Raw genomic sequence first — 20,279 nt, 5'->3', positions numbered from 1 at the left:
GTCGTACCCCACTCACATGCCTTGACCCTTCCTCCACCAGTCACAGCGGCCACGTCGCCATCACGCTCTGTGCACCTCGGGTGCAAGCGCATGGCATGCGGGCTCTCCACGTGGCGGATTTTCGACGCGCCGTTGGCCGAGTACACGTAGTAATCAGCCATCGTGTCGTGCTGCCGGGGAGGGCGCTTTGAACGATTACCTGTCGCTGTTGCCATCGACGCTGCAGTGGGTGTCGAACCGGCTCGGAGCAGTCTCGGATCTGCCGTGGCCGCTGTGGATCGGCCTTCTGTTCCCGGTCTACGTTGCGGTGATCTCGGTGGTGATCTGGCTATTGCGTGGCCGTGTCTGGGTGGTGCACTGCGCGTATCCCAAGACCAGCCGGGGTTGGGACTGTCGCAACTGGGTTCCGGGCGAGTGGTCCCGGTGCAGGCATCACAACCGGCGGCGGACCTATGGATTCGGGCACTCGGTGAACCCCGACATCCAGCGATGGCAGACCTTCGGCAAGGGTGACGTGATCATCGACCGGCCGGAACGCGGGGTGGGTCTGCTGCGGTTACGGCCGACCGGTGCGACTCTTCTTTATCAACGGGGATACCCTCGTCCGCCGTTGTTGGTCCTGCGGCAGTTGCCGGCCGCGGCCGTAGCGGCGTGGCGCAGGATCAGGCAGGCGCGGATCAAGAGGCCCGCTGACCGCGCACAGGTGGGCGTTCGAACTGATTTCGTACGCACCGATGTCGCCGAGGGTCTCGAGCGGGTCGTGGCTGCAACGCGTTTCGCCATGGTCGCCTTTGTAGCCGCGATCGTCCTGACGGGGGTGGCGGTCCTGCTGGATGGTGCGCCACAGACGGTTCTGCAGTATCTGGCGACGTTGGGCTTCGTTCTGGCTTGGGCCGCGACGAGCTCCGGAATTTACGGGCGCAGTGAGCTGTGGCTGCGGGGTGCGTGCTTGAAAGGCCTGAAGTGGTGGTTCTTCATCTTCGTCCCGGTCGGTGTGCTCAACTTGGTCTTTACGGTCGTGAACAAGACCCCGGCTTGAGCAGTCGTCTGTCGTTCAACTTGTCGGCCTCACGTGGCGTTCGGGACGACGCTGTCCAGCCGTGGCGCGCTCGATGCGATGGGGTTGTCCGACCGCCGGTGGGGCACCGAGTTCGACGGGGAAGGTGTCGGCTGGTTCGCGGCTGCCAGGTGCCCGCCCGACTGTTACGTCGCCGGGTTGCCGAGACGTCGGTCTGGGTCGCCGTCGGCTCCTGAGACGGCGACACCGGGAAAGCCCTCGTCCGCCCGCCGGAAAGAAGCTGACGTTGAGGCTCTGTGGGCACTGCAGACGTCGGTCCTCACGCCACCTGGGGCGCCTTCGCGCCTGCGATGGGCGGCTAACTGGAACTCGCGTGCGAGTTGATGGGCCCGGCCGTCGGCCAACTGGCGTAGTTGGACTCCGCCACCTTCCGGCGTGGGCGACCGATGGCGGGTCGCGTCTAATACCACAGAATGCACATGCGAAAAAGGACAATTGTGGGTCATTGTTCGGCCGCGTTGGTTGGCCAGTGGCCAATACGCGGCCACGAACGACCGAGCAGTCAATTCGTGAAATTGCTGCCTTCGAAGCGTCGCAACTAGTAACGTCTGGTCGCGTTGCCCCGTGACTCCCCGGAGGGCGGGCGGCCAATCGTCGGGAAATGCGAGGGGTTGCGGCGTGAGCGATGCGCACCAGGTCGAGACGGCGGAACGCGTGCTCGAGGAACCGCCGGGGAGTGCCGAGCCTGCGGAGCCGCGTGCGCTGGGGCCCGACCCGGTAGTCGCCGAGGCGATTGCCTCGCTGGCAGAACAGATCCGGGGTCACCACGTCCGCGCCGAAGCGCGGGAGCGCGTGATCGACCAGCTGCACGCGGAGCTCATCCGGCTTCGCGCGGGCGAGCAGGGAGTCGTCCTGCGGCCGGTCGTCACCGACCTGCAGAACCTGCGCGGTGAGATTGTCCGGCAAGTGAGGACGTTGCCCGCCGAGATGAGTCGTGAGCAGGTCATTCGGCTCTTGGAGTCATTTGCATTGGACGTCGAACTCGCCTTGGAGAGGTGCGGGATCGTCCCGTTTCGACCGCGGGTGGGGGAGAAATTCTCAGGCCGGGAACACCGGGCGGTGAAAGTCGTCGAAGCGGCGAGCGCGGAAGAGGACGGGACGATCGCGGACGTACTCGCCGACGGTTACCAGGATGTCGCGACGGGACGGCTCGCGGCGCCGGCGAAGGTCTGCGTCCGCCGCCGGACGGAGCAGTCCCTGGCGGAACCGGCAGCAGAGCCGGTGCACGTGAACGAGCACGAACTGGAGGAACGCACGGATGGCTGACGATACGCTCCGCGTCTTCGGCATCGACCTGGGCACGACATACTCGGCGATCGCCTACGTGGACGAGAGCGGCCGGACCACGGTGTGCCGCAACGCCGACAACCAGGAGACCACCCCGTCGGTGGTGTACTTCGAGAACGAGTCGAACGTCGTGGTCGGTTCGGTGGCCAAGGAGTCCGCGGTCACCCAGCCGGACCGGGTCGTGTCCCTCATCAAACGGGAGATGGGCACCAAGGCGTTGTTCGACTTCGACGGCAGGACGCACACCTCGGAGTCGGTCTCCGCGCTCATCCTCAAACAGCTGGCCAAGGACGCCGCGGAGTACAGCGGCGGCGACGTCTCGAAGGTGGTCGTCACGGTCCCCGCCTACTTCGGCATGCTGGAGCGCGACGCCACCAAGAATGCCGGGAAGATCGCCGGGCTGGACGTGATCGGCATCGTGCCCGAGCCGGTGGCCGCCGCCCTGCACTACGAAGCGACCACCGGCGCCGAGAACCGGACCGTGCTGGTCTACGACCTCGGTGGCGGCACTTTCGACACGACGGTCATCCGGGTGTCGGCCGACGAGATCGAGGTCGTCTGCACGGACGGCGACGACCGTCTCGGCGGCGCGGACTGGGACAACCGGCTGCGCGACCACCTGCTCGCCGCCTTCACCGAGCAGGTACCGCCGGGCACCGATCCCGAGGACGACGAGGAGTTCCTGCAGTCGCTGGCGACGCTGGCGGAGAACACCAAGAAACAGTTGTCCAAAGTGGACTCGCGGCCGGTCGCCCTGCGTGGCGCCGGTGCCAGCGCCCGCATCGACGTCACCCGGACGCAGTTCGAGGAGATGACCAAGGACCTGCTCGAGAAGACGATCGACATCGTCCACCGGACGCTGGCCACGCTCGAGAAGAAGGCACCGGACACCGAGATCGACGAAGTTCTGCTGGTCGGTGGCTCGACGAGCATGCCCGCCGTCGCCGCTCGCTTGCGCGCCGAGTTCGGCTGGGAGCCGAAGCTGCACGACCCGCACCTCGCGGTGGCCAAGGGCGCTGCCTTGTACGCACTGGGCCGGGTGGTCCACAAAGAGCAGGAGGACGCGCGGAAGCGAGCGAGCTCCGCCGACGACGCCGAGACTCGCGCGTCCGAAGCGGTCGGTGACCTCGAAGCCCGCACCGGCATCGCGGCCGGCACGCTCCGGAGCCTCGCCGCGAAGCAGACGCGCAACGTGCTGCCCAAGGCGTTCGGCGTCAAGCTGCTGGACACCAGTGACCCGGACTGGGAGAGCAAGCCGGAGCGGTTCTACGTCGCGCACCTGGTGCACGCGAACGACCCGTTGCCGACCGGAACGCAGGTGCTCGACGCGCGCACCGTGTACGAAAGCCAGCAGGAGATCGAAGTCGAGCTTTACGAGCAGTCCGGCGCCGTGGCCGGGCCGCGGATGGCCGAGAACAAGTACCTGAACGACGGCAAGGGCAGCATCACGGGGCTGCCGCCGCTGCCGAAGGGCTCGCCGCTCAAGATCGAGATGGAGGTGGACGCGGAGGGCCTGCTCCGGGTCGACGCGACCGAACCGAGCACGGGGAAATCGCTGACGATCGAGGTCCGGGTCAGCGTCCTGTCCGAAGCACAGGTCGAAGAGGCGACGAAGGCCGTTTCCGCGCTGACGGTGTCGAGCTGACGTGGCGCCGCCGTTCGATCCGAAGGCCTACGAGCAAACGGTGGTGAAGCCGCTGCGGGGCTGGGCCGGTCGTGAGCTGCCGGACGACCTGCTCGCTCGCTACGCCATCGACCTCGGCATGAGCGACCACGAGGTCGAGCGCCGGCTGCGGGAGGTCCGCTCCCGGTGGAACAAGGGGCTGACCAGCCCCGGGTTCGCGCAGAGGGTCTACCGAGCGTTCCTCAGGGCTGACGAGGCGCTGCAGCAGGAGCACGGCGGCGAGCTGGCCCGGATCATCTGGTGGCGCGAGTACGCGGCCGACCGGAAGGGCGCCAACCGGCAGCGGATCGACGACCTCGCGAAGACGCTCCGGCAGAACTTCGGCGCCCTGCAGCTGATCGCGCCCGGTCAGCTCGACGCCACGGTTCGCGCGGCCTATGGTTCGCTGTCGCCGGACGAGGTCGACGAGGCACTGGCCGAGGCGGACGTCTGGCGCAGCGCGCCGGTCGAGCTGCCGAACACCAGCGGCCTGATCGACACGACCTACCGGCACCTGCGCGATCACCTGATCGACGCGGGCTGCTCGAGCGTCGTCGAGCTGCTCCGGGGCGAGCGGTCGCTGTTCCGGCTGCTTGACGGCGCAGCGGCCGGGGTCACGGCGGTGGCGGTCGCCCGGGCGGTCGAGCGGGAGAACCGGCGGGCCGGCAACCAGGGCGCCCGCCAGGCGCTCAGTATCCTCACCACTGCCGCGAGGGACGGGGCCGACCTCGGCAAGCTCGCGCTCTTCCACCTGCTCGACGACATCCGGCGGCAGCACGGCGCCGGCGTTCCGGCCAGTGCGCTGCTCAAGCAGCTGCTGGAGACCCGGTGGGAGCCGGAGGAGGCGCGCCTTGCCGTCTTCAGCGTGCTCAACGAATCCGCAGGGTCCCCGATGGGAACCTTGGCCGCGGTGCGCGAGCTGCTGGAGAAGGGGCGAATGGTGGCGGCGCAGCAGCTGGTCGCGTCGATCAGCGGAGCCGAGGACGCCGCCGCGGCGGCGTCTCTGGTCGAGCGCCAGCGGGCGCTGGTGGACGACCTCGTCGAAGGGGCCCGGCGCGCTCTGCGCGAGGGCGCCGAGGCGGAGGCCGGCCACCGCTACCGGCAGGCCGTGGCGCTCGCGGCCGATGACGAAGGAGTGCGTGCGGAGCTGCGCCGGATTCCACCGGAGCCGGCTCTGGAGCTGACCGCGCGCGAGGAGGGGGTCGCCGTCCGGCTTTCGTGGCGCCCGGCCGCCGGCCACGACGACGCGACCCGGTACCGGCTGGTCCGCCGGGACGGGCGGGTGCCCGCCGACGCCGACGACGGCGTCGTCATCCCGGTTGAGGCCGGCCGGACCGTCTGCGCCGACTTCAAGGCGCCGGCCGGAACGAAACTCGGCTACGCCGTCTTCGCTGCAACCGAGGGCAGCCCGTGGTCACGGCCCGCCGGGACGACCGCCGAGGTGCTGCCCGGAGTGGCCGACATCCGGCTCTCCTTCGCCGACGGAGCCGTGGAAGGCGGGTGGGTGGTGCACCCGGACGCCGTCGCGGTTGACGTATGCCGCGGCGACGGCGACGTGGTCCGCGTGCACGACCGCACGCGGTTCCGGGATCGGACCGCCGCCGAAGGCGTGGAGCACATCTACAGCTTCGTCGCCCGGTACCGCCGCGCCGACGGCGGCGAAGCGCAGTCCGCGCCGGTGCGGGTGCGGATCACCGCGGCCGGGCGGCCGCAGCCGGTGCGGGTGCTCAGCATGCGCCCGGCCGAGGACGGTGCCGGACCGCGGATCCGGCTCTCCTGGAAGGCCCAGCCCGACGCCGAAGTGGTCGTCCGCCGGGCGAGCGGGCCGTGCCCGTGGGAATTCGGCGCGGTGGTGTCGGCCGCGGACCTCGCCGACTACGGCGAAGAGGTCACCGGACGCCGGGACGAGCAGGACGGCTGGCAGGTCCTCACCGCGGACGTGCCGACCGGAAGCTACCGCTACGTCGCGTTCACGATGACGCCCGACGGCGCGATCCGCGGGCACGACGAATCGTTCGGCATCGCGTTGCCGGTGTCCGGCGTGCGGCACCAGCGGTTCGGAGACGACCTGCTGCTCGCCTGGGAATGGCCGGAGGAGGTCGGTACCGCCGAAATCCACTGGACCGGCGCCCGCGACTCCGGCCGGATGCTGCTGACCCGGCAGCAGTACCAGAGCTCCGGCGGCTGCCGCGTCCCCTGTGGTTCGGGCGCCACGACGGTCAAGGTGCGGACGAAGGTGCAGACTGCCGCCGGCGAGTGCGTTTCCCCCTTCGTCGAGGTCGTCGTGGCGGACCGGCCACCGACGGTGGACTACGCCGTCGAGATGAGCCGCCGCCCGCTCGTCGGCGGCGGGACCGTGCGCATCCGGCTCGACGCCGACCAGGAGATCGCCCGGTGCGCGGTGGTCGTCGTGGCCGCCCACGGTCCGGTGATGCCGCGCAGCCCGGGGGACGGTGTCGAGCTATTCCGCGGGGAACGCACCTTGCGGCCGGGCCACCAGGTCGAGCTGGCCGCGCAGCTCCCGCGCCTGCGCAAGCCGTTCTGGGTGCGGTGCTTCGTGGAGACCGAAGGCGTCCGTGTCACCGATCCGTCCGTCAAGCAGCTGAAGGTGTCGTGATGTCCAGAGTGGCCTGCCCCTATTGCTACCAACGGATCGACGGCGGGAAGCTGCGCTTCCAGTGCACGGGTCGGGTTTCGCCGGGACGGGACCGGTGCAAGCGCGTCCTCGACGAGGACCGGCAGCGGCTTACCGGGTACAACTCGGATTCACTGCCCACGTTCGCGCTGCCGGAGTCGCGCAACCCGATCCGGGCGCGGACCGCGGCCTGTCCGGACTGCGGGGCGCCGACGGGAATCCGGGCTTGCCGGGTGTGCCACACGCCGTTGCCGGCCAACTTCGGCGAGAGCCGCAGCCCGCTGATCGGCATGGTGGGCGGGAAGAGTGCGGGCAAGACCGTGTACACGACGGTTCTCGCCCACGAGCTGCGCAGCAACATCCGCCGCCGGTTCGCCGCCGACATCTGGTTCGCCGGCGACCAGCAGGGCGGCAGCGGGTCGGTCAGCGACTGGCTGGCCGGCTACGAACAGGCGTTGTTCAGCGACCGCAGGCTGTTCGAGTCGACGGCCGGCGCCGCCGACGGGCTCAAGGTGCCGTTGGTGCTGCAGTGGCGTCAGCCCCGCCGCAGCCTGGGCCGGGAAGTGCACAGCACGACGACGCTGTCGTTCTACGACGCCGCGGGCGAGGACATGACGACCCAGGAGTTCGTCAACGCACAGGCATACCTGACCTCGGCCGACGGGCTCATCGTTCTGCTGGACCCGTTCCAGCTGAAGGGGTCGCTCGACCGGATCACCGTGCCCGAGAAGGGCCGGCGCGATGCTGACCCGCCGATCAACGTGCTGACCCGGATCACCGAGCTGCTGCGCAGCAGCGGCGGGGTCCGGGCCAGCCGGAAGATCACCACGCCGGTCGCGGTGGTGTTCTCGAAGTTCGACGCCTTCTTCTCGATGCTCGGCGACGGCCACCCGCTGCTTCGCCCGGCCCCCGCTGGCCCGCGCTACGACGAGGCCCACGGCCGGGACACCGACGAGCACCTGCGCGCGTTCCTCACCGACCTGGGGGCCGACGACATCGATGCGCACCTCCGGTCCCACTACAAGAGGTTCCGCTACTTCGCCGTGTCCTCGCTGGGCGCCGAGCCGGACTACGACGAAGGCCGGGTCGACCCGGGCGGCGTGCGGCCGTTCCGCGTCGACGAACCGCTGCTGTGGCTGCTCGGCCTGTTCAAGGTCATCGACCGGAGCGCCTCATGAGCGGCCCGCCCGGGTTCGGCTCGCTCTACTACACAGACTGCGTGCCCGGGCAGGGCACGCGCGGGGGCGCCGGGTTCCAGTTCCAGGCCGTGTCGCCGGGGATCGCGCACAGCACGATGTCGCTGGTGCAGCGCACTTCGCTGTACGAGGCCCCGGTCACCTGGATGCGGGAACAGCGCGACGTCGCCGACTACCCGCCGTCCCTGACCCACGTGTTCGACGAAGGTCTGTACGTGACCGCGCGCGGCCGGTACCTGGGCACCGAGGCCAACGGCGCGCGCGAAGGCAACCAGTTCACCCATGCCGTGGTGACGGCCGATCCGGAGACCTACGGCCTGGTCCGTCCCGCGCAGCTGTGGGACGCCCCCTGGTGGGTCGAGCGTCCCGCGCCGACAACGGAATGCGATCCGCTGCCCGCGGATCCCGCGGCCGGACCGTGGGGACTCGACGCGGTCCGGGAGTGGGTGCTCGGCCGCCCCGACGGCGAAGAATGGCTGCTGGCCGTGCATTCGGCGCTGGACCGCCTGCACACACCCGAAGGGCGGCGGATCCTGTTCATCTCCGGCGACGCTTCCGCGGTGCTCGGCTGGCTCGCCGCCGGCACGGCGCTGCTCGCGCAGGCCCGTGCCCTGCGCGTCGGGTTCCGGGTCTTCGCGGCGAATCCGCGGCAGAGCCGCCACGACGTCCTGGCGGTGCACGACGACTGGGCCGGGTCGCTGGGCAATCCCGACCGGGACAACGGTTTCCTCGTGTTCAACCTGACCACCGGGCGGCACTCCGCGGTCGCGCCGACCGACGGCGCCCGCCTGTGGGTGCCCCGGTTCCTGCGGGAGGATCCCTACGACGTCGTCGACGCGATCGAGCTCGCCCAGCGGCTGGCGGGCGGCGAGCAGCGCCTGGCCGCGGCGGAGCGCCGGGTGGCCGCCGTGGCCGTGCTCGGCGAGCCCGTCGAACACGCCGTGCGCGCCGCCGAGCTCGTCGAATGGCTGCGCGGCTGCGCGGTTCCCCAGCCCGAGGAGGTCGTCCAGCCGGTGGCGGACGTCGCCTTGCAGGCCGGCCTCGACCTCGGCGCCCTCCGCGCCCTGCACGAGGCGGCGGGACGGCACCGGTTCGGGCCCGAGCTCGACGAGCGGATCACGGGGGCATTGTTCGCCGCCGAGCTGGCCGAGCTGGCCGGGGCGCCGGTCGTCGCCGGACCGGACGCGACATCGGCGGAAGTGGCCGGGCGGGCGGCCGGTGCGGTGCCGCCGGAGCGGCTCGACGACGTCCTGCTGCTTGCGACCCGGTTCGGCGTGGCACCCCAGATCGCCGCGTTCGCCGACTCGGCGCACCGGTTCGCCCGCTGGTGGGTCGACCACCCGGAGGTCCCCCTCCGGCCCGACCGCTGGTCCTGCGGCAGCGACCTGCTCGACCTCGTGCGCGACGAGCTCACCGCTCGCCTGAACGGGCGCGACGATGCCAAGTACCGAGCCGACGTCGGCGAATTCTGGTGGCGGCGGCTCTGGCCGACCGCCACGGATCCGACCGCTGTGCTCGACGCCGCCGTCACGGCCGCGGCCGTCGCGTTCGGGACCCCGGACCGGCGGCGCAAGACGGTCGAAGGTGTCCTCGCGCAGGCGCCGTCGTTGCCTGCCGAGCACCGCGGCGGGTGGGTGTGGAACGCCCTGTTCGCCCGGGCACGGCCGACCGCGGAGGAGCTGACCGTCCTGTTGGGGACGCTTCCCCACAGCCCCCTGACCGGCTGGCTCGAGGACGCGGTCGGGGCGGCGCTGGACGAGCTCGTCCGGCCGCGGCCGTCGGCAGCCGAACTCGACCTCCTGGCCCTGGTGTACGACCGCAGCGCGCTGCCCGGCCGTGACCGGCTGGCCGATCTGTCCAAAGAGGACGCGGGCGTGCGCCGCTGGCTGGACGCGCTCGCCCGCGGGAAAGCGCCGCGGCCGAGCGCGCTCGCGCAGGTCAAGCAGCCGGTGCTGACGGCGCGGTCGGCGGAGATCGTGCCGGCGCTGCTGGAACGGCTGCGGCCGGCTGACGCGGTCGCCGTCGTCGAACGGGCGGGCGTGGATCTGCTGGAGCTGCTGCTGCGCGAGCTGCCCCGGTACTGGGACGACCGCGAGCAGCCGGATCGGGCCGACGTGGCCGTGGCGCTCAGCTTCGTCGCCATCGGTGCGGCCGCGACGCCGCAGCACGCGGCGAGCAGGGCGGAGCACGTGCTGCTGAACTGGCTCAAGGCGGCGGGCAGGGAAAGGCAACCGCGGATCGCCCGGGTGCTGGCCGGCAACGAGCAGCTCGTCGCCGATTGGCACCGGATGCTCGGCACCCGGGCCGCCAAGGTCACCACAGGCCGGACCGAGCGGGCCAAGCGCGCCGATCGCGACAACGAAGCGGCCGAAGACACCAAGCCGTCGAAGTCCGGCTGGCGCCTTCGCGGCCTCCACAAGGGGCGATGAGTGCCGTACCTGATCGGGTTCGTCGCGGCGATCATCGCCCTGTACTTCGTGGCCTGGCTGGTCGTCGCCGGCCTGCTGTGGTTCTTCCTGCCGGCCTTGACGATCGTCCTGCCGGTGGCGGCCGCGGCCGGCGTGCTGATGGCGTTCGGCTCGGCGCTGCTCACCCTCACCGGCCGTCGCGGCACGCTCGAGACGGTCACCCCGGACCGGGTCGCGGCGGGGACCTCCCGCCTGCGCCGGCCACGGAGAGGCGGCACGGTCCCTCGCGACCGGGCGTGGCCGGGTTACTTCGGCGCCCAGGCGCGGGTCGACCTCGCGGCGGTCTGGCAGTCCCAGCGCGACCTGCTCGCGTCGGGCTGGGGCTGGATCGGCGAGGCGTTCCGGCGGTCGTGGCCGGGACGGGTGACCGTCCTGCTCGTCCTCGGCCCGGGGTGGCTCGCCGTCAGCGCCGGCGCGCTGGCCGGCACGGCGGTCGTTGTCGGCGTGGGTGGCGCGGTCCTGGCCGTCCTGTGGGCACTGTGGGCGGTCCCGGCCGGCCTGCTGCGCGCGGCCGACCGGCTCATCCGCCGGAAGCGCCGCGCGGACGCCAGCTGCCCGCCGTGCTACTACGTCACGGCGTTGCCTGTGTTCGCGTGCCCCGGCTGCGGCGAGATCCACCGCGACCTCCGGCCGGGACAGCTCGGCGGACTGTGGCGGCGTTGCGGTTGCGGAACGGTGCTGCCGACCTCCGTGCTGCGCGCCGCCCGGAGCATCCCGCCGCGCTGCCCGCGTTGCCTCGAAACCCTGCCCGCCGACGCGGCGCTGGTCACCGAGGTGCGGCTGCCGGTGTTCGGCCCGGTTTCGGCGGGCAAGACCCGGCTGGTCCACACGGGTCTGCTCGCCATCCGCGACCGCGTCGCCGCGGCGGGCGGGACGGTGGAGTTCGTCGACCGGGGCAGCCGGCAGGCCTTCGACTACGCGGTGTCCCTGCTCGGCGCCGGCGGGGACACCGTGAAGACGCCGGCGGGGGAGTTGCCCCCGGCAATCACGGTCCGCTACACCGCCGGCCGACGGCGCGCGCTGCTGCACCTGTTCGACGCGGCCGGGGAGTTCTACGCGGACCGGGACGACAACACGAAGCTCGAGTTCCTCGACCACGCGCAGGGCCTGGTGTTCGTGGTGGACCCGTTCTCCCTGCCGTGGGTGCGCGACCAGCTCGGCGGCACTGCGTCGGCCGCGCTGCTGGCCAAGGCCAACCCAGCCGCCGAAGCGCCCGAGAACGTCTATCACGTGACGGCGAAGCGGTTGCGGGACTACGGCGTGAAGACGCAACGACAGCGGCTGGCCGTCACGGTGGTCAAGGCGGACCTGCTGGCGGGCCTGCCGCTCGCGGAAGACCTCGAGCCGGGGAACGTCAAGGCCTGGCTGGAACGGGCCGGCCTCGACAACCTCGTGCTCGCGGCTGACCGCGACTTCGGCGACGTCCGCTACTTCGTGGTCGCGTCCCTCACCGGTCTCCCGGCCGGCGACCCGCGGTCGCCGGCCACGCCGTTCGCCTGGCTTGCCGCCCGCACGGGGCTCAGGCTGTGGACCGGCCCGGCGGCTGAGCCGGCTCCCGGCGACCCGGACAAGGAACCGGAGGAAGCGTTGTGAGCGCGTTCAAAGGCCTGCCGCCCGCGTACGTCACCTACCGCGTGGTGCTGATTGCGGTGGTGCTGTCCCTGCTCGCCGTGACGGCCCTGGTGGTCGCCGGCGAGTTCGCCGGCTGGTGGCAGGAACTGCTGTCCTGGGCCGCGCACGTGCGCCACGTGTGGACCAGCCTGGACTGGAGCGCCATGTGATCGCCGGCATCGATCTCGGCACGACGTTCTCGGCCGTTGCCGTCCCCGGCCCGGACGGGCGGCCCACGGTCGTGCCAACCTCCTCGGCGAGTTGACGATGCCGTCGGACGTGTACTTCGATTCGGCCACGGCGGCACTCGTCGGCGCCGCGGCTCGCGACGCCGCCACGGTCGATCCGGACAACCCGGTGGGCCTGGTCAAACGCCGGATGGGGGAGGAGTTCGAACTGCTCTTCTACGACGTGGCGCACACGCCGGAGTCGGTGTCGGCCCTCATCCTGCGGAGTCTGGTCCAGGACGCCCGTCGTCACCTCGGCGTAAGTGACGGCGACGCCGTCCAGGCCGTCATCACGGTGCCGGCCTACTTCGGCGCCCGGGAGCGAGAGGCGACGTTCCAGGCGGCCCGGCTCGCCGGGATCGAAGTGCTTGAGCTGCTCAGCGAACCGGTCGCGGCCGCGCTGCACTACGGCGTCACCGCGCGGCCCGGCAGCATCGTGCTCGTGTACGACCTCGGCGGCGGCACGTTCGACACGACGGTCCTGCGTGTCGGCCGGGACGGTGCTCAGGTCGTGGTGACCGACGGTGACAGCCGGTTGAGCGGAGCCGACTGGGACGACCGGATCGCGGAATTCCTCCTCGAGAACTTCTCGAACGCGGCACCCGACGTCGACCCGTACGAAGGCGATTCCCGCACGAGGTGCGGTCGGCCGCCGAACAGGCCAAGAAGGACCTGAGCGAACGGGACCTCCCGTCCGGTCTCCCTGTACTGCGCCGGGCGACGCGTGACGGTGCCGTTCGACCGGACGACCTTGGAGCGGCTCGGCGCAGACCTGGTCGGGCGGACGCTCGCCATCGTCGAGCGGCTGCTGTCCGCCGCCGCGGACAAGGGCGTGCTGCGGGTCCATGAGGTGGTCCTGGTCGGCGGAGCGAGCCGGATGCCGGCCATCGCCCAGGCGATCGAGGAGCGCCTGGGCCGGAGACCGAGCCTGGTGGACCCCGACCACGCGGTCGTCCGCCCCTGCAGCTTCGGGATCCTGGTCGAGGACGGCCACGACCCGAGCGGAACGCGGCAGGCGGTGGTCCACGTCGTGCACCGCAACGTGCCGCTGCCGGCTACCGCGACGATCGGCTTCTACACAGTGGTCGACAGCCAGGACGCAGTCCGCGTGCAGGTCTACGAGCAGGCGGGCGCGCTGCCGTCGGCCGAGGTGGCCGACAACCGCCGCGTGCTCCACGGCGACCTCACCGACCGACTGCCCCAGGCGATCGCGGGAGGCGGGCAATTCCTGGCGGAGGCGTTCGCCGCGCGCTACCGACTGCGGTTTGGTGTTGTGGAACCACGAAGTCTCGGCCTACGCCCCGGCCGGCACACCCCGCGTCGAACTGACGGACAGCCTCGCGGCGGCGTCGTCCCACGGCGGAACCGACCTGGTGCCGGCGCTCGAACTGGCCCGTCGCGACCTGGCTCCCCCCCGCCGGGCAACCGCGTGCTGTGCGTCTTCGGGGATGGCGACGTGGGCGACCGCGAGCGTGCGATCGCCCTGGCCCGCGAGCTCTGCGTACAGGGCGTCCGGATCATCGTGCGCGGCTTGGGAACGGCCGCGGCGGGGGCGTTGTCGGCATTGGCGTGCCCGGGACAGCAGGACGAGCGGCAGTTGATCGCGGATGAGCAGTCGATCCGCGCGGGCATCGCGTCGATGGCGAAGGGACTGACCGGAGCCGGACCGCCGGAACGGGTAGCTGATGCTCGCCGAAGCCACAAGGGACTCGATGCCCCGGTTGATCGTGGCATAGAATTCCGACACCCCGCCGTGGGTTCGGAGGTGACGTGACCAGCAGCGAGGAGCCGCCTGCGGATCTGCGTGCCCTGCTGGCCTTCCGGACCGTGTTGCGCGAAGGCGTCGAGCTCGTTCGTGAACAGGGCCTCGGCACGACCGTCGTGGTGGGGTATGACGAACAGGATGCCGCCTTCGTGGAAGGAGGCATCCAGGTAGACCTCCCGCTCACCGTCGAGGAGATCGGGCGCGCCGCGCGCAACGACAATGCCACGGTGGTCACCGCGGATCTGAAACTGATCCTCATGGAACGCGTGGTCCTGCGGCCGCGGTCACAGATCGCCGTGACCGCCGGCGGGACCCGGCACCTCTTCGCTTCGCGGTACGCCAAGGAGACCGGCAAGCCGGTGGTCGTGGTGAGTGAAGAGCGAAGGTCGATAACTTTGTACGCTGGCGACCGCGAGCACACCCTGCGGTCGAGAACCGAGCTGCGTCAGCAGGTCGACGACCTGATGCTTGCCCTGCGCCAGGTCGGGAAGCTGACCGCCGAAGCGGACGCGAGTGATCCGGCGAAGCACGCCCGGCTGTCGTTGGCCAAGGACGCCCTGTCCGAGCTGCGCGGACATCTCACCGAACTGGGCACCGCGGGTCGCGGGCTGGACATCGAATGCGCCCTCATCGCGACGACCCTCGGGCTCGCGTGGTCGCGGCCGAACCAGCCTCTTCCCGCCGTCGTCGAGGCCAAGGCGATGCTCGTTCCGGTACCGGACCCGCAGCCGCCATCGGTGCGGAACGAAGTTTCCGGAACCGCGGGCACGGTGGTGCAGGCCGGCTCGATCGGCGCCCTCCACATCCACGACCACAAGCCGGCGGTGCTGCCTCCCCAGCAGCTCCCGCCCACGCACGCGCGCTTCACCGGGCGTGAGAAGGAACTGGCCGAGCTCGACGCGATCCTCTCCGGTGGTGACGAGACGCCGAAGATCGCGCTGGTCACCGGCGTGGCGGGGATCGGCAAGACCGCGCTCGTCGCGAGGTGCGCGCGCCTGGCCGCCGACCGGTTCCCCGACGGAGTGCTCTACACCGACCTCCGGGGCTTCGACCCGGCCGGCCTGCCGGCCGACCCGGCCGAGGTGCTCGGCGGGCTCTTGCGCGATCTCGGCGTGCCGGAAACGTCGATCCCCAAGGATCTCGACGGCGCGGTCCGGCGCTACCGCTCCTGCCTGCACGGCCGCCGGTACCTCGTGGTGCTGGACAATGCGCGCAACGCCGACCAGGTCCGTCCACTGGTGCCCGGCTCGTCCACGTGCGGTGTCCTGGCGACGAGCCGATCGGAGATGCGCAGCCTGGTGGCCCAGATGGGGGCGCGTCGGCTCGTGCTCGACGTATTGCCGCCGGGTGACGCGATCACCCTGCTGGACAACGCCGCGGACGAAGGCGCCGGTCCGCTGGTCGCGAAGCTGGCCCGGCTCTGCGGGTACCACCCGCTCGCCCTCTGCATCGCGGCCGCGCGGCTGGAGGGCGCTTCGCCCGACGAGTTCGCCGACTTCATCGCCGAGCTCGAAACCGAGCTGCTCGGCACCCTGACCGAGGGGAACGACTCCACGGCATCGGTGGCGGCCGCCTTCAAGCTTTCCTACGACGCGTTGCCGGCCGAGGCGCGACGGACGTTCCGGCTGCTGGGTACCTATCCGGGGCCGACCCTTTCGCGCGCGGCTGCGGACGTCGTCGCCGGCGACCGGGCGGGGATCCGGACGCTGCTCGACGCGCATCTCCTGGAATCGGCGGGCCCAGGCCGGTATCGGTTCCACGACCTCGTCCGGGCCTACGCGGCGAAGTGCGCCCATCGGGATGAATCCGCCGAGGAAAGGTACGCCGCACTGCGCCGCGTGGCCGGCTGGTTCCGCGAGACCGCCGAAGCCAACGATCGGGTTCTCGACGGCTGGCGCCCGCGGATTCCGGGCTCCGCGCCCGTTCCGGCCGAGCCGGGGGATGCCGCCGCCGCGGAGATGTGGTTCCAGGCCGAGCTCGTGAACCTGGCCGCGGTGACGCGCGCCGCCTGGGAACAGGACGAACGCGAGCTGACGTGGCGGTTGGCGCTCGCCCCGTCGGCGTATTTCTTCAGTCGCAAACCGTGGGCCACCTGGATCGAGGTCCAGGAAACGGGGCTGAAAGCCGCGCGGGCGTCCGGCGAACGCGAGGCGGGGGCCTGGTTGTGCGACGGGCTCGGGGTCGCCTACCGGGAACGACGGCGGATCGAGGACGCTTTCCAAGCCCTTCGTGAGGCGTTGACGGCTTTCCAGGAGTCGGGGGACGCGGCCGGGGAGGCTCAGGCGAACCTGCATCTCGCTCAGGCTTACCGCGAGGCGGGCGAACTCGAGCCGGCGCTCCAGTGCGCCACCACCGCTCTCTCGCTGTTCGAGTCGACCGAGCTTCAGCACGGCCGGGCCAGAGCTGCGAACCTGCTGGGTGGCATCCACCTGGCCTTGGACAACCTGCCGGCGGCGCTGGACCACGCCCGGCAGTCCGTAGCCACGTTCGACGACCTGGGCGACGAACACGGTCGCGCGTGGGCGGTCAACAACCTGGCGGGCGTGCTCGCGAAGCTGGGGGAGCGCGAAGAAGCCGTGGCCGCGTACCGGGCGGCGGAGGCGGCGCGTCGCGCGATCGACCGGTACGGGCTCGCCTTCACGCTGCTGGGCCTGGGGGACGTGCTCGCCGCCCAGGACCCGAACGACGGCGAGGCGCGTCTCAAGTACCTCGAAGCGCTCGAAATCTTCGACGAGCTCGACGACCCGAACGCCGCCCAGGTGCGCGCTCGCCTGAAGGCCGGCGAGCTCGAGTCGGCTGCCGGCCGGTCCGTGGCGCATAGCCTGCGGATGCTCTCCGACCGTCTGGCAACCGAGCTCGACGTCGCAGCTGGCCAGGGCGTCGACGGCGTACGCCACCGGCTCAGCACCGGGCTCCACGTACGGAGAACCGAGCACTCCCGGGTCGTCGCGCTGCTCCGAGACGACGGTTACGACAAGCCGGTGCTCGTGCAGGGGGCGGCCGGCGAGGGTAAGAGCAGCCTCCTGTGGGCGTTGTACACGGAATTCACCGCCGGCACCGGGACTGACGCCTATCTGTTCGACTCGTCCTGGCTGACCTCCGGTGCCGGGCATCAGGCGCGGGTCACGATCGACGCGCTGGTCGCGGCCGCCGAGCTGGCGCGCTCCCGTAGCCACATTCCCGTGTACCTCGTCGACACGGTCGACCTTCTCCTCCACGACGAGCGGCAGCGCCAAGACTTCCTCGACCTCTGCGACGCGATTGCCACTGCGGGTGCCGAACTCGTCGTCACCTCTCGCCCGGAGGAGGCGCGGACGCTGCCCGCAGCGGCGTTCCGCACCGTCGTCCTGGGGCCTTACGACGACGAAGAACTGCCGACGGCCGTGGCCGCGCACGTGGCGGTCTTCTGCCCGGACGCACCGCCCGGTTCCCCCGAGGAGAAGGTCGACGCGATCGTCCGCGCGTCCGCCCGTGGCTTGACCATCCGCGAAGTCGTGCTGAACCCGTTGAAGCTGCGCCTGTTGTTCGAGCTGTACACCCCGGATTTCCCGGTGCTGGAACACGATGTGGCGAGCCTGTACGAGACCTACTGGGAGCGGCGGGTCCACACGGACCGACGCGGGGAGCTCGCGGTCGCGGACGGTGCGGATCTCTCCTCGACGGCCGAGAACGCCGGGATCGCGCTGCTCGTGGCCGGACTGGTCGAGCTCGGCGAGCGAGTGCTGGTCCACTCCGTCGCCGAGGTGGCGGCCGGTCGGGACCCTCGGGGCGAAGCCGACCGGTCGGTCGTCTGGGCCGAGGTCACGACTCTCGCGCACCGCGGCGTGCTGGCCCGCTCCGGTGACGCCGTCCGGTTCTTCCACCAGACGATGTTCGAGTACGCGGCCTCCAGAGGCCTGCTGGCGCGGGACGGGGTACGCGCACTGGACTTCCTCACCGGGCACCTCCGGGAGCACGCGGACGATCTGTTCGTCGGCGCGGTGGCCGAGCAGGCTCTGATCCTCGCGGTCGACGACCCGCTCTGTGCGGACGCCGCGGCCGAGATCCTGGCCGGCCTGGCCGAAGCCGGCGTGCCGCTGCTGCAGCGGATCGCGCTCGGCGTTCTCGCGCACCGGCCCGCACTCGCCGACACCACCGAACGGCTGATCGAGATCGCCGACACCGCTGCCCTCCGGCGGTACACGCAGACGATACCGACGGTGGCCAAGGCGGACACCGGCCTGCAGATCGCGATGCTGGAACGGGTCTGGCAGCGGGACGAGTCCGTGCGCAAGTCGGTGCTGGAAGCCCTCGAACGGTTGAGCGCGCGCAGCCCGGCCCTCGTCGTCGCGGCGTTGCGCCGGCTGGACTGCGTCGCGGTGGTGCTGTCCTGGAAGAACGATCCCGCCGGGATGGTGCAGCTGCTCGCCCGGGTGCTGGTCGCCGCCGCGCCGGCGAACTCCGCGTGGGCGGGGGAGGAGCTGCTCGCTCTGTTCGACGCCACGATCGACCGGAAGACGCATCGCGCCGTGCCCTGCCGCGTCGTCGAACTCGTCGCCGAAAACTGGCCGGTGCTGGGATCGCCCGCCACCGCGGCGGCCTTCCGGGGCCGGATCGTGCGCTCGCAGGAAAACCACGACGCGGCCGCTTCGGAGATGCGACGAGCACTCGGGCGCATCGAGGTCCTCGAGTGGCGGACTCGGCTCGACGAGCTCTCGCCGAGCCTGGACGACTGGTGGCTGGCGACGCTCGAGGACGTCTGCGCGCGCCTGGAGCGGGACAGCCGGGACGTCCTCGCCGACGCGCGGCTGCAGGCGCTGGCCGAGCTCATCACGACGGGTGCGCTCGGCCGGGAGCTCGTCACGAGGACGATGACGCGGCTGCGCGGCCTGAGCGGGGCGGCCCCGTTCGCGCTCGGCTGGCTGTTTCTGCCGCTGCTGCGTGCCGCGGCGCGCGGCGAGGCCCCGGCCGTCGCCGCCGTCCCGATGATCACCGAGCTGCTTGACGGCCTTCCCGCGCCGGGGAACAGCCTGGCCGAGGGCCCGCAACGGCTGGCACACGCCGCCCGCCAGGCGCTCCGTGACGCCAAGCTCGAACCGCGGCAGTTGGCGATGCTCGTTGACGGCGTCCGGCCGGCCGGACGCGTGGCCGACTGGCTCGACGACGACGGCCTGGCGGTCCTGCTGATCCCGGCCGCCGTCGGCGGCCAACCCATCGCCCAGGCCGCGCTCGAGCGCGTGAAAGCCGACGTCGGCGTGCTTTCGCCGATCGGACAGCAGAACGTCAGCTACGACCTCGTGCCCCACCTCGGCCGCTTCCCGGGCTTGCTCCGGCTGCTCGTCGAGCTTTCGGTGCGCCGGCAGGCCGCGCAGCCGTTGGCGGAGGTCGTGAAGGATCTGGACGGCGAACTGCTCGCGGAGCTCCGCGGCTACTCCGCGACGCTCGGTGAACTTGTCGAGCTGCTGTTCGCCGGCAGCGGGACGCAGCAGAAAGAGGCCGCTAGCCTGTGGCGTCGCCTCTACCGGGCCGGATCGGTCGACGCCCCAGACCAGCCGACGCTCGCCGCGCGCTTCCGCGCGACAACCGTCCAGGCGGCCCGCGGGAACGTCCTCGAACTGGCCGTCGACGTGGCGCTGGACGGGAAGGCCGGGTTCGGTGCGGTCGACGGGATGCTGCGGCGGTTGTTCGAAGTGGATCCGGCGTCCGCCACCGTCGTCGGACCGGGTGGACGGCAGGCCGGGCACGTCGCCAGGATCGCCCGCTCCGCCTGGCTGAGGCTGACCTGCCGGGGTGGCTCGACGGCCGAACTGGACCTCGACGAGGTGTTCGACGTTGCGGCGGCCGCGCCCTCCGATGTCGACAGCTTCGCGGTCCTCGGCAACCTGATCACGAGGTTCGCGCGGCAAGGGGAGCCGGAATCCGCGGTCGAGGTGCTGCTGCGCGTCGCGGCCGCCGCCGACGCCCAGCTGTCGGAAAAGCAGGAAAACGCGCTGGCCAACAAGCTGCGTTCCGCGCTGCGCATGTTGTTCCGCTGGAGCCCGCTCGACGTCCAGCAGGAGCTGCTGCGTCAGGTCCCGCAGCTGCCCCGGACGCTCGCCCGGATCCTCGTCTCCGCGGCCGCTCAGGAGAACTTCGCCCAGCTACGGCCTCGGCTGGCCGACCTGGTGCACGAGAAGCTGCCGTCCGGTGTGGAGCAGCAGATCCACGACGACATCCGCGTCCGTTCCCGGGAGGCCGGCCACGGCACCTTGCCGAAGCTGATCCTGCCCCTCACCGACGATGTTCCGGGTGCACCGCCGCGGACTTGACAGTTCGAGGACAATTTTTTCCGTACCGGACAACGTATTCCCGTCACGGTAAGGTCCGAAGT

The 20,279-nt window shown here is 71.3% G+C and carries 9 protein-coding genes and 1 pseudogene; all 10 read left to right on the top strand.

Annotation, left to right across the window (positions count from 1 at the left end):
• Nucleotides 1-187 precede the first annotated feature (187 nt).
• The 10 genes and pseudogenes from QSK39_RS21270 to QSK39_RS21225 all read left to right on the top strand — a co-directional run bounded on the left by QSK39_RS21270 (nucleotide 188) and on the right by QSK39_RS21225 (nucleotide 20,217).
• Nucleotides 188-1,039 (top strand): hypothetical protein, encoded by an 852-nt coding sequence (locus QSK39_RS21270; RefSeq protein ID WP_285479511.1) that lies wholly within the window; start codon nucleotides 188-190, stop codon nucleotides 1,037-1,039.
• Between the two features lie 657 nt (nucleotides 1,040-1,696).
• On the top strand, nucleotides 1,697-2,344 hold the full coding sequence (gene grpE, locus QSK39_RS21265; protein WP_285479510.1) for a nucleotide exchange factor GrpE: 648 nt from the start codon (nucleotides 1,697-1,699) through the stop codon (nucleotides 2,342-2,344).
• Nucleotides 2,337-4,010, top strand: a complete 1,674-nt coding sequence (locus tag QSK39_RS21260) for an Hsp70 family protein (RefSeq protein WP_285479509.1) — start codon at nucleotides 2,337-2,339, stop codon at nucleotides 4,008-4,010. The genes grpE and QSK39_RS21260 overlap by 8 nt, the downstream gene beginning before the upstream one ends.
• A gap of 1 nt (nucleotide 4,011) precedes the next feature.
• On the top strand, nucleotides 4,012-6,645 hold the full coding sequence (locus QSK39_RS21255; protein ID WP_285479508.1) for a hypothetical protein: 2,634 nt from the start codon (nucleotides 4,012-4,014) through the stop codon (nucleotides 6,643-6,645).
• On the top strand, nucleotides 6,645-7,841 hold the full coding sequence (locus tag QSK39_RS21250; protein ID WP_285479507.1) for a zinc ribbon domain-containing protein: 1,197 nt from the start codon (nucleotides 6,645-6,647) through the stop codon (nucleotides 7,839-7,841). The genes QSK39_RS21255 and QSK39_RS21250 overlap by 1 nt, the downstream gene beginning before the upstream one ends.
• Nucleotides 7,838-10,288 carry a GTPase-associated protein 1-related protein gene (locus QSK39_RS21245; protein WP_285479506.1) on the top strand — a complete coding sequence of 817 codons (2,451 nt, stop codon included), beginning with the start codon at nucleotides 7,838-7,840 and terminating at the stop codon, nucleotides 10,286-10,288. Before QSK39_RS21250 ends, QSK39_RS21245 begins: the two co-directional genes overlap by 4 nt.
• Nucleotides 10,289-11,920: a TRAFAC clade GTPase domain-containing protein gene (locus tag QSK39_RS21240; RefSeq protein WP_285479505.1), complete on the top strand. Its 1,632-nt coding sequence runs from the start codon at nucleotides 10,289-10,291 to the stop codon at nucleotides 11,918-11,920. It abuts the gene before it with no gap.
• Nucleotides 11,917-12,108 carry a hypothetical protein gene (locus QSK39_RS21235; RefSeq protein WP_285479504.1) on the top strand — a complete coding sequence of 64 codons (192 nt, stop codon included), beginning with the start codon at nucleotides 11,917-11,919 and terminating at the stop codon, nucleotides 12,106-12,108. The genes QSK39_RS21240 and QSK39_RS21235 overlap by 4 nt, the downstream gene beginning before the upstream one ends.
• A 97-nt stretch (nucleotides 12,109-12,205) precedes the next feature.
• Nucleotides 12,206-13,939: pseudogene (locus QSK39_RS21230) on the top strand (Hsp70 family protein).
• The gene (locus tag QSK39_RS21225) at nucleotides 13,936-20,217 is read left to right on the top strand and encodes a tetratricopeptide repeat protein (RefSeq protein WP_285479503.1); all 6,282 of its coding nucleotides are present in this window, start codon (nucleotides 13,936-13,938) and stop codon (nucleotides 20,215-20,217) included. Before QSK39_RS21230 ends, QSK39_RS21225 begins: the two are co-directional and overlap by 4 nt.
• The last annotated feature ends 62 nt before the right edge of the window (nucleotides 20,218-20,279 follow it).

This window comes from Amycolatopsis sp. NBRC 101858, from assembly GCF_030269325.1.
Classification (GTDB): domain Bacteria; phylum Actinomycetota; class Actinomycetes; order Mycobacteriales; family Pseudonocardiaceae; genus Amycolatopsis; species Amycolatopsis ponsaeliensis.
Note: the sequence above shows the minus strand (reverse complement) of the source record. Positions and strands in the feature narration are given on the sequence as shown.